At 68.7% G+C, this 15300-nt stretch carries 15 protein-coding genes and 1 pseudogene; 7 read left to right on the forward strand and 9 right to left on the reverse strand.

What is annotated here, in order from left to right:
* The first annotated feature begins 72 nt into the window (after positions 1 to 72).
* On the forward strand, positions 73 to 1452 hold the full coding sequence (locus AC1PZ7_RS17625; RefSeq protein WP_482356490.1) for an aspartate aminotransferase family protein: 1380 nt from the start codon (positions 73 to 75) through the stop codon (positions 1450 to 1452).
* Between the two features lie 28 nt (positions 1453 to 1480).
* Here the strand turns inward: AC1PZ7_RS17625 and AC1PZ7_RS17630 are convergent, their stop codons facing one another.
* Both AC1PZ7_RS17630 and AC1PZ7_RS17635 read right to left on the reverse strand, forming a co-directional pair.
* Positions 1481 to 1819 (reverse strand): rhodanese-like domain-containing protein, encoded by a 339-nt coding sequence (locus AC1PZ7_RS17630; protein ID WP_482356491.1) that lies wholly within the window; start codon positions 1817 to 1819, stop codon positions 1481 to 1483.
* Positions 1820 to 1921: 102 nt separating this feature from the next.
* Entirely contained in the window at positions 1922 to 2941 is a 1020-nt protein-coding gene (locus AC1PZ7_RS17635) for a DMT family transporter (RefSeq protein WP_482356492.1), read from the reverse strand.
* A gap of 248 nt (positions 2942 to 3189) precedes the next feature.
* On the opposite strand from AC1PZ7_RS17635, the gene AC1PZ7_RS17640 reads away from it, so the two are divergent.
* Both AC1PZ7_RS17640 and chrA read left to right on the forward strand, forming a co-directional pair.
* The gene (locus AC1PZ7_RS17640) at positions 3190 to 4059 is read left to right on the forward strand and encodes a LysR substrate-binding domain-containing protein (protein ID WP_482356493.1); all 870 of its coding nucleotides are present in this window, start codon (positions 3190 to 3192) and stop codon (positions 4057 to 4059) included.
* 75 nt (positions 4060 to 4134) lie between these two features.
* A complete protein-coding gene (chrA, locus tag AC1PZ7_RS17645) occupies positions 4135 to 5349 on the forward strand; it encodes a chromate efflux transporter (RefSeq protein WP_482356494.1) in 1215 nt (404 codons plus the stop codon).
* A gap of 3 nt (positions 5350 to 5352) precedes the next feature.
* Here chrA and AC1PZ7_RS17650 read toward each other — a convergent pair whose 3' ends face one another.
* The gene (locus tag AC1PZ7_RS17650) at positions 5353 to 6123 is read right to left on the reverse strand and encodes an SDR family NAD(P)-dependent oxidoreductase (RefSeq protein ID WP_482356495.1); all 771 of its coding nucleotides are present in this window, start codon (positions 6121 to 6123) and stop codon (positions 5353 to 5355) included.
* 319 nt (positions 6124 to 6442) lie between these two features.
* Here AC1PZ7_RS17650 and AC1PZ7_RS17655 point away from each other — a divergent pair, with 319 nt between their 5' ends.
* Positions 6443 to 7030 carry a protease inhibitor Inh/omp19 family protein gene (locus tag AC1PZ7_RS17655; protein WP_482356496.1) on the forward strand — a complete coding sequence of 196 codons (588 nt, stop codon included), beginning with the start codon at positions 6443 to 6445 and terminating at the stop codon, positions 7028 to 7030.
* Between the two features lie 314 nt (positions 7031 to 7344).
* The gene (locus AC1PZ7_RS17660) at positions 7345 to 7584 is read left to right on the forward strand and encodes a transferase (protein WP_482356497.1); all 240 of its coding nucleotides are present in this window, start codon (positions 7345 to 7347) and stop codon (positions 7582 to 7584) included.
* Positions 7585 to 7649: 65 nt separating this feature from the next.
* On the opposite strand, the gene pssA is transcribed toward AC1PZ7_RS17660, so the two are convergent.
* The 4 genes and pseudogenes from pssA to AC1PZ7_RS17680 all read right to left on the reverse strand — a co-directional run bounded on the left by pssA (position 7650) and on the right by AC1PZ7_RS17680 (position 11758).
* Positions 7650 to 8528 (reverse strand): CDP-diacylglycerol--serine O-phosphatidyltransferase, encoded by an 879-nt coding sequence (gene pssA / locus AC1PZ7_RS17665; protein WP_482356498.1) that lies wholly within the window; start codon positions 8526 to 8528, stop codon positions 7650 to 7652.
* 21 nt (positions 8529 to 8549) lie between these two features.
* Positions 8550 to 9248 carry a phosphatidylserine decarboxylase gene (locus tag AC1PZ7_RS17670; protein ID WP_482356499.1) on the reverse strand — a complete coding sequence of 233 codons (699 nt, stop codon included), beginning with the start codon at positions 9246 to 9248 and terminating at the stop codon, positions 8550 to 8552.
* A 105-nt stretch (positions 9249 to 9353) separates the two neighbouring features.
* Positions 9354 to 11322, reverse strand: a pseudogene (locus AC1PZ7_RS17675) (ABCB family ABC transporter ATP-binding protein/permease).
* Positions 11323 to 11395: 73 nt separating this feature from the next.
* A complete protein-coding gene (locus tag AC1PZ7_RS17680; protein WP_482356500.1) occupies positions 11396 to 11758 on the reverse strand; it encodes an ArsR/SmtB family transcription factor in 363 nt (120 codons plus the stop codon).
* A 183-nt stretch (positions 11759 to 11941) separates the two neighbouring features.
* Between AC1PZ7_RS17680 and AC1PZ7_RS17685 the strand changes: the two genes are divergently transcribed.
* Entirely contained in the window at positions 11942 to 12553 is a 612-nt protein-coding gene (locus AC1PZ7_RS17685) for an LOG family protein (protein ID WP_482356501.1), read from the forward strand.
* Between the two features lie 199 nt (positions 12554 to 12752).
* Here AC1PZ7_RS17685 and AC1PZ7_RS17690 read toward each other — a convergent pair whose 3' ends face one another.
* Together AC1PZ7_RS17690 and cysS are read right to left on the reverse strand one after the other, a co-directional pair.
* Positions 12753 to 13280, reverse strand: a complete 528-nt coding sequence (locus AC1PZ7_RS17690; RefSeq protein WP_482359667.1) for a GNAT family N-acetyltransferase — start codon at positions 13278 to 13280, stop codon at positions 12753 to 12755.
* On the reverse strand, positions 13262 to 14656 hold the full coding sequence (cysS, locus tag AC1PZ7_RS17695) for a cysteine--tRNA ligase (protein WP_482356502.1): 1395 nt from the start codon (positions 14654 to 14656) through the stop codon (positions 13262 to 13264). The genes AC1PZ7_RS17690 and cysS overlap by 19 nt, the downstream gene beginning before the upstream one ends.
* A 295-nt stretch (positions 14657 to 14951) precedes the next feature.
* On the opposite strand from cysS, the gene AC1PZ7_RS17700 reads away from it, so the two are divergent.
* On the forward strand, positions 14952 to 15290 hold the full coding sequence (locus AC1PZ7_RS17700) for a hypothetical protein (RefSeq protein WP_482356503.1): 339 nt from the start codon (positions 14952 to 14954) through the stop codon (positions 15288 to 15290).
* Positions 15291 to 15300: the final 10 nt, after the last annotated feature.

Below are 15300 nucleotides of genomic sequence, written 5' to 3' on the forward strand. Positions count from 1 at the left end.
GCGTCATGGGCGGTGCCTCCGGCTGAAACGTGCTTATATGCGCATGAGAGCAGGAACGCGGGCGAGCCGGACATGAATGCCGTGACCTCGATCGTCGAAGGGCCGGGCGTCAGCCCCTCGCGCACCGTGGCGCTGCGCGCGGAGGCCGAGGCGCTTTATCTCGGCACCCGGCCCAACACCCGCGCCGCGGCCGGTGCCGCCGCCCACCTGCTGGACGGCGTGCCGATGCACTGGATGGTCGACTGGTCGACGCCGGTGCCGCTGGTCATCAGGGAGGCGACAGGCGCCCGGCTCGTCGATGTCGACGGCCACGCCTATGACGATTTCTGCCTCGGCGACACCGCCTCGCTGTTCGGCCACGGCCCCGCGCCGGTGGCCGACGCGCTCGCCCGGCAGGCGCGCCAGGGTCTCGCCACCATGCTGCCGAGCCCGGATGCCGCCATCGTCGGCGACCTGCTCAGCGCCCGCTTCGGCCTGCCCTACTGGCAGATCGCCACCACCGCGACCGACGCCAACCGCTTCGCCCTGCGTGCCGCCCGCGCCGCGACCGGCCGGCCCCGCATCCTCGTCTTCGACGGCGCCTATCACGGCGCGGTGGACGAGACCTTCGTCGAGATCGGCCCGGACGGGCGCGTCGGCAACCGGCCGGCGCTGATGGGCGAGCCGCGCGACCTCTCCCAGCTCACCCGCGTCGTGCCCTTCAATGATCTCGACGCGCTGGAGACGGCGCTCGCCGACAACACGGTGGCCTGTGTCATCGCCGAACCGGTGATGACCAACTGCGCCATGGTGCTGCCGCAGCCCGGCTTCCACGAGGGGCTGCGGGAGATCACCCGCCGGCACGGCACCTTGCTGCTGATCGACGAGACGCACACGCTTTCCACCGGGCCCGGCGGCTACACCCGCGCGCATGGACTGCAGCCGGACATGTTCGTCGCCGGAAAGGCGGTGGCCGGCGGCATTCCCGCCGCCGTCTGGGGCATGAACGAGGAAACCGCCGACCGCTTCCGCGCCGCCCGCAGCAACCGGCCGGACGGCCATTCCGGCATGGGCACCACCCTGTCGGGCAGCCCGCTCCAGCTCGCGGCGCTGCGCGCCAATCTGCAAGAGGTGGCGACCGACGACGCCTATGCGCGGATGAACCGCCTCGCCGACCGCATGGAGGTGGGGCTGGCCGAGGTGCTCGCGCAGGCGCGGCTGCCCTGGCATGTCGCGCGCTGCGGCGCCCGGGTGGAAGTGGTGCGCGCGCCCGCCCCGCTCACTGACGGCCGGCAGGCCAAGGCGGCGCACTACCCGGCTCTGGAGGCGACGATCCACCTCGCGCTGCTGGTGCGCGGCGTGCTGATTTCGCCCTTCCACGACATGATGCTGGCTTCGCCCGTCACCTCGCAGGCACAGGTCGATCGGCTGATCGAGGCCACGGCCCAGGTCGTCGGGCGGCTGACGGAGTAAGCCGGCGGCCTTGATGCCGCCTGGTCGCTCAGCCCTTGTCGGTCGGAAAGCCGGCTTCCTTCCAGGCAAGGATGCCGCCTGCCATGTGGCGGTGCAGGTCGAGCCCCGCGGCCTGCGCGGCGGCGGCCGCCTTCTGCGAGCGCTGGCCCGAGCGGCAGGAGAACACCAGCGTCCTGTCGCCGGGATCGGGCAGCGCCGCCGCGTCGAAGGTCGAGAGCGGGAACGCCACCGCGCCCGGAATGCGCTCGGCGTCGGTCTCGTTCGGCTCGCGGACGTCGACCAGAAGAAGGGTGCCGGCGTCGAGGCCGGCCTTGACCTCCTCGACCGTCAGATTCTCGATCACGCCACCGAAAGGATTGGGCTGCATTGTCGTGCTCCTTGGCTCCGGGGAGGAGGTAGTCCCACCACCCCGGCGGCGCAAGCACCATCGCGCGGAAAGCCTGCGGCCCCGGCCGGCAGCGGGCGAGGCTCAGCCCGGACCGCCCGGCCGGGCGGTAGCGACGCCGGCAACCACCAGCAGGCCACCGATGAACACCGTCAGGGACGGGATTTCGCCGAACAGCAGCGCCGCCAGCGCCACGCCCACCACGATCTGCAGCAGCAGGACCAGCGAGATCAGCCCGGCCTGCAGCCGGCCCAGCGCGAAGGTGGCAAGCCCCTGCCCGGTCGCGTGCGCGATCAGGCCGAGGCCGATCACCGCCAGCAGGCCTTGAAGGCTCTGCGGAATCAGCACTTCGCCCGTCGCCGCCGCCCAGCCGAGGCAGAGCGCGGCACCGGTCGAGGTGGCGATGAGCGAGGCCATACCGCCGCCGAGCGGCACGACATTGCCGCGCCCGGCACGGCGGACGGCGCGCGTCATCAGCATGTAGCCCGCATAGAACAGCGCCGCCGCAACGCATAGCATGTCGCCCATGACGCTGACCGGATGGCCACCGACGCCCTGCGTGCGCAAAGCGCTGGTGCCGATGATGAACAGCGTGCCGGTCAGGGCCATCACCAGCGCGATGACGAGCCCGCGCGTCGGGCGTTCGCGCAGGATCAGCCAGCCGAATATGAACACGAACACCACGGCGAGGTTGCCGAGCAGCACCGCATTGGCCGTGCTGGTCTGGGCGAGCCCCTTGTGGAACACGATGAGATCGCCGCCGAAGAACAGCCCCGCCAGCGCCACTAGGAGAACCTGTCGCAGCGACGGCAACGGTCGACGTCCGGTCGTGCCCGCCGCCATGCGGCGGGCGGCTGCGCGATACTCGGCATAGGCCCACACCGTGGTCGGCCCGAGGGCGAAGATGAGGCGCCAGAAGCCGATGGCGGCCGGGCCGGTATCGGCGAAGCGCACCAGCACCGGAGAGAAGCCGATGCACAGCGCCGCGACCACCACGGCCAGGAAGGCCTGGCGGCGCAACTGGGCTTCGGTCGCGACCGACGGCAGCGGTTCATGAACCGCCGTGAGCGGGGGGGCGATCACGGCGGCGGGAGGCGGAGACATTGCCGAACTCGACGAAAACGGGTGATACAGAAGATAGGTGATGCAGAAAGGAACAGTGCCGCGGCGGAGCCTCATGGAGCTCTCGCGGCCATGCGCGGTCAGGTCGCTGATCCTCGTATGGTCTCTCTACATCCGCATCTGACATCATGAAAGTGAATTTATTTTGTCAATTCATCGATAATTCTGATATGAAAACGCTCGGAGGCGCATGAGGCGCCACGATCCCACCCGGCGGGCCGGAGGCCGTGATGCGTCACCTCGACACCGAATCCCTTGGCATGCTGATCGCCATCGTCGATACGGGCGGCTTCACCGCCGCGGCCGATCGCGTGGGCCGCACGCAATCGGCTGTGTCGGCGCGGATCGCCCAGCTCGAGGACCATCTCGGCGTAAGGCTGCTGGAGCGTTCGCGGCGCGGCATCTCGCTCACCGAGACCGGCGAGCGCCTGGTCGCCCATGCGCGCCGTCTGCTCGCCTATGAGAGCGAGGCGCTGGCCGACCTCAAGGGCGGCACGCCGGAAGGCAGCGTCCGCGTCGGCATGCCGGACGACTATGTCGACGCCTATTTCACGCCCACCATCGCCCGCTTCGCCGCCGCCTATCCGCGAGTCGAGATTTCGATCCGCGCCGATCTGTCCAAGAACATCGAGCCCGAGGTCGATCGCGGCCACATCGACGTCGCCCTGCTCACCCGCGACATCTCGCGGCCGACCGGCGAACTGATCAAGCGCGAAAAGCTGCTATGGCTCGCGGCGCGCGGCTATAGGCCGGAGCGCAATTCGCCGCTTCCCCTCGCGCTGTTCCCCACCGGCTGCCGGGTGCGTCCGCACATCGCCAGCACGCTCGACAAGGCAGGCCTGGGTTGGCGCGTGGCCTGCACCTCCTCGTCGCAGGGCGGCATCCATGCCGCGGTCGAGACCGGCCTGTGCATCACCGCGCTGCCGGAATGCGCCGCGCCGTCGGACTGGCGCCGGCTGGGTCCCACTGAGGGCCTGCCGCCACTGCCGGATATCGAGGTCGCCCTGTTCCTCGCGCCGGCCGCCTCGTCCGCCGCGCGGCGGCTCGCCGACATGCTGCGCGCCGCCCTCGCCATGCCGTCGGCGGTCGCCGCCGCCTGAGCAAGCGCGACGACCCGGCCGTCATTGAAATTTCATATGCGATGGCACCGGCAAGAGGCTAAGGCTGGTCGCGCCATGACAGACGCGCATACTGATCCCGCCGCCTATCCCGGAACGCCGCGCGAAGTGTTCTTCGCCTTCCTGCGCCTGGGCCTCACCTCCTTCGGCGGGCCGGTCGCGCATCTCGGCTATTTCCGCGAGGAACTGGTGCGCCGCCGGCAATGGCTGAGCGAAGAGGCCTACGCCAATCTCGTCGCGCTGTGCCAGTTCCTGCCCGGCCCCGCCTCCAGCCAGGTCGGCATGGCCATCGGCCTGATGCGGGCCGGACCGACTGGAATGGCAGCGGCATGGCTCGCCTTCACCCTGCCCTCGGCGCTGCTCATGCTCGCCTTCGCCTATGGCGTGATGCACGCCGACGCGGCGGGCATCGGCGGCGGCTGGCTCGGTGGGCTCAAGGTCGCCGCGGCGGCCATCGTCGCCGACGCCGTGCTCGGCATGGCGAAGAACCTGTGCCCCGACAGGACGCGCCGCAGCCTTGCCCTCGTCGCGGCGGCGGTCGCGGCCCTGCTGCCGGGCGCCTTCGGCCAGATCGGCGTCATCGCCGGCGGGGCGCTGGCCGGGCTCGCCTTCATCCGGCTCGACGGCACGTCTGTTCAGGAGCCGGCCGGGCACCATCTGCCGGGCCGGGCCGCCTCGCTCGTCGCCTTCGCGCTCTTCGCCCTGTTGCTCGCCGGCCTGCCGGTGCTGGCGCAGGTGACCGGCAATGCCGGCCTTTCCCTGTTCGACACGCTCTACCGCGCCGGCGCTCTGGTTTTCGGCGGCGGTCACGTCGTGCTGCCGCTGATCGAGGCCGAACTGGTGCATCCCGGCGGCCTGACGCGCGAGGTCTTCCTCGCCGGCTATGGCGCGGCGCAGGCAATGCCCGGGCCGCTGTTCAGCTTCGCCGCCTATGTCGGCGCCATGATGCCAATGGCACCCAATGGCGCGCTCGGCGGCTCCATCGCCCTCATCGGCGCCTTCCTGCCCTCGGCACTGCTGGTCTATGCGGCGCTGCGCTTCTGGACCCGGCTCGCCGCCGACAGACGGGTGCGCGACGCCATGTCAGGCGTCAACGCCGCCGTCGTCGGGCTGCTCGGGGCGGCGTTCTGGGATCCGGTGGTGACGTCGAGCATCACCTCCGGCCAAGCCTTCGCGCTTGGCCTGCTCGCCTATCTGGCGCTGGCCCTGTGGCGCGTGCCGCCCTGGGCGGTGGTGATCGGCGCCGCGCTCGGCGGCGCCGTGCTGCTGTGACCCTCAGCCCCGCGAGACCTTGAAGGGCGAGAAGCTCTGGCAGGTCGCGAAGGCCTGGATGCGGTTGATGTTGACGCGCCGGGGCAGCGTGGCGGCGAAGAACACCTGTTCGGCGATATCCTCGGCCGTCATCGCCTGCGTGCCGGCATAGACACCTTCCGATTTCGCCGCGTCGCCGTGGAAGCGCACCAGCGAGAACTCGGTCTCCACCATGCCCGGCTCGATATTGGTCACACGCACTCCGGAGCCGGCGACGTCGGAGATCAGGTTGAGCGCAAATTGCTTCACGAAGGCCTTGGTGGCGCCGTAGGTGTTGCCGCCGGGATAGGGATAGTCGCCGGCCACCGAGCCGGTGAACAGGATATGGCCTTCCTTGCGCTCCACCATGGCGGGCAGCGTCGCCCGCACCGTGTAGAGCAACCCCTTGATGTTGGTCTCGACCATGTCGTCCCAGTCGTCGAGGCTGGCGGCCTGCGCCGGCTCCAGACCAAGCGCCAGACCGGCATTGGCGAACACCACGTTGAACGGCGCGAAAGCCTCCGGTACGCCGGCCAGCGCCGCGACCAGCGCGTCGTTGTCGCGCACGTCGACCTCAAGCGGATGGAAGTGGCCGCCCAGTTCGTCGCGCAGGGCGATCAGCCGATCGGCGCGGCGGCCAGTGCCGACAACCCGGGCGCCGGCCAGCGCGAAGCGCCGGGCGGTGGCCGCGCCGATGCCGGAGGTCGCTCCAGTGACAAGCACACGCAGGGTGGCGGGATCCAGCATCTGGTACATGGCACAGCTCCTCTTCGTTGCATCGCACATAGAACAGTTCGCGGCAAAACTGAACGGCCTTCGCGACATGCCCCCTTTTGGCGGTCGCTCCCCGGTCCGGCAATGACCGCATGTCGGCACTGCCACACTCTGTTAAGGTTTGATTGAGCATAAAGATGTCGGAGGCTGGCCGACGAGGTCTGCGCCATCAAGGGTGTCACGCTCATGCCATGTTCCTTGCGGAAACAGGGGTCTGTGCGGAACTTACGGGACATCCCGCCGCGTATTCTCGGTTAGACGCCCGGCGCCTTCGGCAAGTCGGGCGAGGAGTGCAGCGCCGATGAAGTTCCTGTCCATCGTGGCCACGACCGCCACCGCCCTGCTTCTGGGTGGCTGCAGCACCGTCCTCGATGGCTTCGGCAGCTCCGCCAGCGGTCCGGTCGAGACCAGCCAGATCACGCCGGCCCCCTCCGGCTCGGTCGAGAGTTCGCCCGTGTCCGCGCCGGGGGCTCCCTCCTACGGCGCCACCGCCACCACCGCCGCCGCCGCGGTCACTCCGCGCACGCAGGACACCCAGGTCTCCCTCGCTCCGCCGGCCGCCACCGCGCCGGGCGGCGTCGCCTACGCCGAGCCGGGTGCGGCCCGCACCCAGCTCGCCGGCACCTGGAAATACAGCTGGGACGACGGCCAGAAGAGCTGCAAGGTCACGCTATCGACCGAGCGCGGCATGTCCGGCTTCGCCGCCAATGCCGACGTCGACTGCCCGAACGACATCTTCATGACCAAGGGCTGGGACGTCTGGGGCAACGAGATTGTGCTGCAAAACCATGTCGGCAAGGTCACGGCCCGCCTCCAGCCGGCGGCCGACGGGCAGTATGACGGCGTTACCACCGGCGATGGCGCGAAGGTCACGCTGACCCGCTCCTGACGACATCCGGCCGAGAATGACTGGACCGATCCAGTCATTCAGCCAACATTTTGCCCGTTCGATACCCAAAACTCGCTTATTGAGCACCGACGCACCCCGTGCGATCGCGAAAATGCTGTTCGATATTCGAAATATCGACGGCTCGTCTTCGTATTGTCTCGGATGGCGACGACAGTGCGACTGTGAGAACTTCACCACATCGGCGTTCACAAGAACGGGAACGCAAAAATAGATCGTGCGTTACCGGATCATCCGCCTCATCTTATGCATGAGGAAAGGTGATTGATTCGCCCTGGCGATCGGAGGCTATTGTGATGCTGCAGGCAACGAGCGTGACAGTGAGTACCCCGTCCCCCGCCAAGCTGCGCGAGGGTGATGCCACGCGCATCGCCTATGCCCGGCGCGATCCGACCTCGGTCGCACAGCTCATGTCGCAGCATCTCGACAAGGCCCGGCCTGGCTCCGACGCCGAGGCCCTGCGCCTGTTGCGGCAGGCCTTTCCCGGCGCGTCGCTGACCGCACGCGTCGAGGCCATGGCCCACCGCGCACGCTGAGGCGCGCAGTTCCCCGATCATCAGGCAGCAGCAGCTTCGCCTTGCTCGGCGGACGCCGCCCCACCTCAGTTGAGGTGGCTCGGTCGATCGTCGTGGCTCTCGCCTGCCGGGCCGGCATGGACGTCGGCCCCTCCGGCCAATGCGTGCCGCTTCTCGTAATCGCGTGCCAGCTGGGCATAGCGCATCGCCGAGAAGGGCAGCGCCGCGAGATAGGCGGCGCAGACGATCGACAGCACCGTCCACGGCCACGTCACCAGCACGGCGACGAACAGCACCACGCAGACGAAGAGCGGCATCACCTGGTCGCGCGGAACGCGCGCGCCGAGCCGCTTGCCGGAGAAGGCGGGCACCTTGGAGACCATGAGCAGCGCCATGGCGAGGCAGTAGAACGCCGCCACCGCCGGCGAGGCGACGAGGCGCGGCAGCCCGATCAGTTCGAGATAGACCGGCAGCAGCACGCAGATCGCCCCCGCCGGCGCCGGAACGCCGGTGAAGAAGTCGGCGGCGAAGGGCGGCTTGTTGGGGTCTTCCAGCATCACGTTGAAGCGCGCCAGGCGCAGCGCCGCGCAGATGGCGAAGGCGAGCGCGGCGATCCAGCCGACCGAGCCCAGCGTCTCGAGGCCCCACATGTAGAGCACCAGCCCCGGCGCCACGCCGAAGCAGACGAAATCCGACAGGCTGTCGAGCTCCGCACCGAAGCGCGAGGTGCCTTGCAGCAGGCGCGCCAGCCGCCCGTCGAGACCGTCCAGCACGGCCGCGAGCACGATGGCGCCGAGCGCCAGTTCCAGCCGCCCCTCGATCGCCATGCGGATTCCGGTGAGCCCCGCACACAGCGCCAGCAGGGTCACGAGGTTCGGTAACAGCAGCCGCAGCGGCACCGCCTGGAAGCGGCGGCGGCGCGGTTCGGGCGCGTCGGGCTCGAAGGGAGGAAACAGGTCGGCCATCACTCGCTCGCTGCTTGTTGCTCAATCCACGCGGAAGGTAGGCTCCGCACCCTGCGCGGCAAGATCGGCCAGCACGGTCTCGCCTGCAACCGCCCGCTGACCCTCCGACACGGCCGGCCGGGCGCCGAGCGGCAGGTAGACGTCGACGCGCGAGCCGAAACGGATCAGGCCGAAGCGCTCGCCCGGCGCCAGGCTGTCGCCCTCGCGCACGAAGCTGACGATGCGCCGGGCGACGAGACCGGCGATCTGCACCACGCCGACCGGGCCGATGGCGGTGTCGAGCACCATGCCGCTGCGCTCATTGTCCTCGCTCGCCTTGTCGAGGTCGGCATTGAGGAACTTGCCCGGCCGATAGGCGATGCGGGTCACGCGGCCGGCCAGCGGCGCGCGGTTCACATGCACGTCGAACACGTTCATGAAGATGCATATGCGCGGCAGCGGCGCGTCGCCGAGGCCGAGTTCCGCCGGCGGCACGGCCGGGCCGACAAGGCAGACGCGCCCGTCGGCGGGCGAGACCACCAGCCCCTCGCGCACCGGCGTCACCCGCTCGGGATCGCGGAAGAAATAGCAGATCCAGGCCGTGACCAGCACGCAGATCCAGCCAAGCGGCGGGATCAGCCAGAGGAACAGCGCCGACGCCGCCGCCCCGATCAGGATGAACGGGTAGCCCTCGCGGTGAACCGGCGCGAGGCCGCTGCGGATCGAGTCGAACACGGACATCAAGGATTCCACGGTTGGTGACAGGCGAACATGGTTACGACATGCCGGTGTCGCGTGGCGGCGTCAAGGCACGCGTGGCGGCGTCACGGCGTGGCGAGGGCAAGCTCACGCCACGGCGTCGTCTTCCTCGACGAGTTGGCCGGGCTTGCGCGGTGGCTCGGCGTTCGGCTCCTGCGGCACCGGCACAGCCTCTTCGCCGACGGTGCGCAGCGTCTCGCGCGCCTGATCGGCCTCGCGCTGGCGCTCCCACATCGAGTGATAGAGGCCGCCGCGCTGCATCAGCTCGGCATGGGTGCCGCGCTCGGCGATGCGGCCGTGCTCCAGCACGATGATCTCGTCGGCGCCCACCACGGTGGAAAGACGGTGCGCGATGACCAGCGTGGTCCGCCCGCGCGAGACGCGCTCCAGCGCGTCCTGGATCTCGCCCTCGGTATGGCTGTCGAGCGCCGAGGTCGCCTCGTCGAGGATGAGGATAGGCGGATCCTTGAGGATGGTGCGGGCGATGGCGACGCGCTGCTTCTCGCCGCCGGAGAGCTTGAGCCCGCGCTCGCCGACTTCTGTGGCGTAGCCCTTGGGGGTACGCCGCACGAAGCCGTCGATCTGCGCAAGCTCGGCGGCACGGGCGACGTCTTCATCGGTCGCGCCGGTACGGCCGTAGCGGATATTGTAGCCGAGCGTGTCGTTGAACAGCACGGTATCCTGCGGAACCATGCCGATGGCGGCGCGCAGGCTCGCCTGCGTCATCTCGCGTACGTCCTGTCCGTCGACGAGGATGCGCCCGGCATTCACGTCATAGAACCGGTACAGCAGCCGCGAGATGGTCGACTTGCCGGCGCCCGAGGGGCCGACGATGGCGACCGTGCGCCCCCGCCGGCACTTCGAAGGACACGCCCTTGAGAATCTCCCGGTCGGGATCGTAGGAGAAGCGCACATCGTCGAAGCGCACCGCGCCGCCCTTGAGGTCGAGCGGCTGCGCGCCGGGCCGGTCCAGGATTTCCGGCGAACGGGCGAGGATGGCGAACATCGCCTCGATGTCGATCAGCGACTGCTTGATCTCGCGATAGATCATGCCGAGGAAGTTCAGCGGCTGGTAGAGCTGCACCATCATGGCGTTGACCATGACGAAGGAGCCGACCGACTGCCGTCCGGCGCGGATATCGAACACGCAGAGCACCATCACCGCCGTCAGGCCGAGGGTAAAAATCGTCGCCTGCCCGGCGTTCAGCCAGGCGAGGGAGGTGTGGGTGTGCACGGTGGCTTTCTCGTAGCGCGCCATGGAACGGTCGTAGCGCGCGGCCTCCCACTGCTCGGCGCCGAAATACTTCACCGTCTCGTAGTTCAGCAGGCTGTCGACCGCCTTGGCGTTGGCCTCGGTGTCGCTCTCGTTCATCGCCGCGCGGATGCCCATGCGGAACTCGGTCATCACGAAGGTGAAGACCGTGTAGGCGACGATCATGCCGACGGTGGCCGCCACATAGCGCCAGTCGAACTGCCAGAACAGCACGCCGATCACCATCGCGAATTCGAGAATGGTCGGCCCCAGATGCAGCACCAGCATGCGCACGATGGTCTCGATGCCCTCGCGCGAGCGTTCCAGCACGCGCGTCAGCCCACCAGTCTTGCGCTCCAGATGGAAGCGCAGCGACAAGGCGTGCATGTGCTCGAAGGTCTCCAGCGCGAGGCGCCGCACCGCATGGATCGCCACCTTCGCGAACAGGCCGTCGCGCCACTGCGTCAGTGCCGCCATGACGATGCGCGAGAAGCCATAGGCGAGCGTCAGCACCAGCGGCGCGGCGATCAGCAGGCTGATCGCGTCCGTCGAGATGCGGGCGCCCTCGCCCTCCGCCACCGCGTCCGTCGCCCATTTGAAGAAGAAGGGCGTCGACATGGTCGCGATCTTGGCGAGGACGAGCAGCAGCAGCCCCCAGACGACGCGGGCGCGCAGATCGGCCCGGTCGGCCGGCCAGAGATAGGGCCGGAGCCCCGTCAGGGCGACCAGCAGGCTGCCGCGCGGGTTGATCTCGGAGGCTTTGGAGGAACGCGCCTGCGCGGTTCCGCCCTCAGGTGCGGACATGCGACTTCCAGTTCATTTCTTACGCGGGCACCCGGCGCCCGTCAGTCGTCGTGCAAATGGTGACGGGTGGCGCTCAGACCAGTGCGCCCCCGCGCGTATCAGGGTTGCTTGGCTCGCCATCGCCGCTGGTCGCCATTGGCGTCGCGACAAGTAGCGAGAAGAGTGGCAGAAGCTCCCCCGCCAGGGTCGCAACCGTGTCTCGGTCGAGGCAGTAGCAGGAGCGCGGCCCCTCGATGGAGCCGGTGATGAGCCCCGCCTCCTTCAGCACCTTGAGGTGCTGCGAGACGGTGGACTGCGCCAAGGTGAGCCCGCGCACGATCTGCCCGCACTGGCAGCGATCGGTCCGCGCCAGTGCCCGCACGATGGCGAGCCGGGCGGGATGCGCCAGCGCGCGCAGGCGCAGGGCGAGCAGTTCGTCGGCGTCTATGGAGGACATAGCCGATCGCTTATCGTCGATCGACGATGATCGCAAGACAAATCCCCGCGATGCCGCCGTGAATTGCGGATCGACCCGCACGGCACGCCCGCGGCGATTTGCACCCGGCGCCGGGCAATGCCATCCATGTGGGTGAATCGAGAGTGCTTGAACCCGCCCGTGCTGCGGTGCAACATGGTATCCATGACAAAGATCAAGAGCATATGCGTCTATTGCGGCGCGGCTCCGGGAGCCGACGCCATCTACATGGAAAGCGCGATCGCGCTCGGCCGGACGCTCGCCGACGCGGGCATCCGCCTCGTCTATGGCGGCGGCGGCGTCGGGCTGATGGGCGCGGCCGCCCGTGCCTGCGCCGAAGCCGGTGGGAGAGTCACGGGCATCATCCCTGATTTCCTGATCGGCAAGGAGCAGGCGTTCGAGCACGCCCACGAGCTGATCGTCACCAAGGACATGCACGAGCGCAAACGGCTGATGTTCGAGCGGGCGGATGCCTTCGTCGCGTTGCCCGGCGGCATCGGCACGCTGGAGGAGCTGATCGAGCAGCTCACCTGGGTGCAGCTCAACCGGCATTCCAAGCCGGTAATGGCGCTCAACATCGCCGGCTTCTGGGACCCGCTGCTCACTTTGCTCGACCACATGCAGTCGACCGGCTTCGTCAACGTCGCCCGGCCGGTGAAGCTGCTGGTCGCGCACCATGTGCGCACCGTACTGCCGAAGCTGCAGGCCGCCGTCGTACATCTGAGCGAGGCGGAACTGCATGGCGAGGCCGAGGAACGCGTCCTCGACCGGATGTGAGGGCGAGCAGCCGTCGCGCCGGCGTTCGTCAAGCGGGAGAAATTCCTGCGTGCTTCGAGACCGGCCTCGGGGCCGGCACCTCAGCATGACGGAAGTGGCCATGGAGCGACGTCGTCCTGAGGTGCCGGCGCAGCCGGGCCTCGAAGGACAGCGCCAAGGATGCGACCGACCCCTCTCGCGAGAAGCTCCCGCCTCTTCCTCAGTGGGTAGTTTCCAGCGGGCCGAGTGGCTTTTCCAGCGTCGTGTTACCCAGCCACACCCCGCCGCGCGACACGGTGTTGCGCTGCTTGGGAACGAAGCCGCGCTTGCTGAAGAAGTCGAGCGCGGTGTCGCTGGCATCGACCGTCAGGCTCTTGGCGCCGCGCGCGCCGGCCAGCCGCTCGATGGCGTCATAGAGCAGTGAGGCCACGCCCTCGCCGGCCGCTTCCGGGCGGACATAGAGCATGTCGATCAGCTGGTTATCCACGAGCGAGATGAAGCCCACCGGTTCGCCGCCACGGGTGGCGACAAGGGTCAGCTGCTCGGTCAGCCGCGCCGCCAGCGCCTCCTCATCGGACGCGGCCGCCGCCCAGGCTTCCTGCTGGTCGGAATCATAATCCTCGCCGGTCAGTTCGAGAATAGCGGCCTCGGCAATGGCGGCGAGCATCGGCACGTCGCCCGGCAGCGCCGGGCGCAGCGCCGCGGCGGGCGCCCGATTCTCGCCCCCGCTCACCGCTTCGGCTCCCAGCTCGTGGTGCCGTCCTTGTTGTCCTTCAGCGCCACGCCGAGCGCCAGAAGCTCGTCGCGGATGCGGTCGGAGGCCGCCCAGTCGCGATTCTGCCGCGCGGCGATCCGCTCATTGATGCGCGCCTCGATCTCGGCTTCCGGAACCGACAGCTCCGGCACGCGCGCGGCGGCCCATTCCTGCAGCGGCGCCGCCTCGAAACCGAGAAAGGCGAGCGTTCCGGCCAGCGCCTTCTTGCCGGCGTGGTCCTTCAGGGCATGCATCTCGGCGATGGCCTTGGGGGTGTTGAGGTCGTCGGCCAGCGCCTCCAGTACCGCCGGGGCGGGACGCGGATAGGCGTCGATTGCTGCCGCGTCGAACCACTGTTCCAGCGTCTTGGCGCTCTCCTCCAGCCCCTTCACCGTCCAGTCGATGGGCTGGCGGTAATGGGTCTTGAGCATGTTGAGGCGCAGCACCGGGCCCGGCCAGTCCGCCAGCAGATCGCGGATGGTGACGAAGTTGCCGAGCGACTTCGACATCTTCTCGCCTTCCACCTGCAGGAAGCCGTTGTGCATCCAGACCTTGGCCATGATGCCGGTATGGAAGGCGCAGCGCGACTGCGCGACTTCGTTCTCATGGTGGGGGAAGACGAGATCGATGCCGCCGCCATGGATGTCGAAGGTCTCGCCGAGATGCTTCCACGACATGGCGGAGCACTCGATGTGCCAGCCCGGGCGCCCCGGCGCGGCGATTCCCGCCGGCGAGGGCCAGCCCGGCTCGCCGGGCTTGGACGGCTTCCACAGCACGAAGTCCATCGCGTCCTTCTTGTAGGGCGCGACGTCGACGCGGGCGCCGGCCAGCATGTCGTCCAGCGGCCGGTGCGAGAGCTTGCCGTAATCCGGCATCGAAGGCACCGAGAACAGCACATGATCCTCGGCAACATAGGCATGACCGGAGGCGACCAGCCGCTCGATGAGCTGGCGCATCTCGGCGATGTGCTCGGTGGCGCGCGGCTCGACGTCCGGGTGCAGCACGCCAAGCGCCTCGAGGTCGTCGTGGAACTGCGCCTCGGTGGTGAACGTCACCTTGGCAATCGCCGCGTTGAGGTCGAGACCGGGAAACTCGCTGGCGGCACGCGCGTTGATCTTGTCGTCCACGTCGGTGATGTTGCGCACGTATTTGACGTGGTCGGCGCCGTAGAGATGGCGCAGCAGCCGATAGAGCAGATCGAACACGATCACCGGACGCGCATTGCCGATATGGGCGAAGTCGTACACCGTCGGGCCGCACACATACATGCGCACATTCGACGGATCGAGGGGTGAGAACACCTCCTTGGCCCGTGACAGCGTGTTGTAGAGCTTCAGCTCGGGAATCGCCTGTGCGTTGGTGCCCGACATAAATTCTTGCCTTCCGGATCCTGCCGCCCGAAGTGAGGAACGGCGCCGCGTCTGTCGTCCGTTTGGCCCGCCGCGTCAAGCCGGCCGGCGGGAATGCGCCGGATAAGTACGCATTCGCACGCCGGCATGGGCAAACGCACGGCGGCATGCGCGACCATGGTTGACGCCGCACGCGGCGGCGCGTTATTTCCGCCGCGCCTCGCCAGTGTGCACCGGGGCGGAAACATTAAGGTTCGGTTCAAACCTTTTCGCCACATTCGCGTTGTCTTAACGCCATCAACCAACGACCCACGCCATGATCGCGATCCCGCGCGCCCGCCGCCGTCTCGGCGCGGCCATTCTCGCCCTCGCCCTATCGATGTCCCCCGGCCTCGCTTTTGCTGGGGAAGCCGATGGCAGGTTCCTGATCGACGCCTCCGACGGCTACGGCATCGACGCCTGCATCGCCTCCGGCGCAGCCTGCGGCCAGGCGATGGCGGATGCCTGGTGCCGCGTACACGATTATGAGCGCGCCATCGGCTTCGGCGCGGTGAAATCGGATGCGGTGCTCGGCATGGTCGGCGGCGCGCCGGTGCGCGCCGCCTGCTACGGCAGCAAGTGCCAGGACGCCGTCGCGATCACCTGCACGCGCTGACCGCACGCCT

The sequence above is a fragment of the Ancylobacter sp. TW_SC_1 genome, assembly GCF_056836805.1.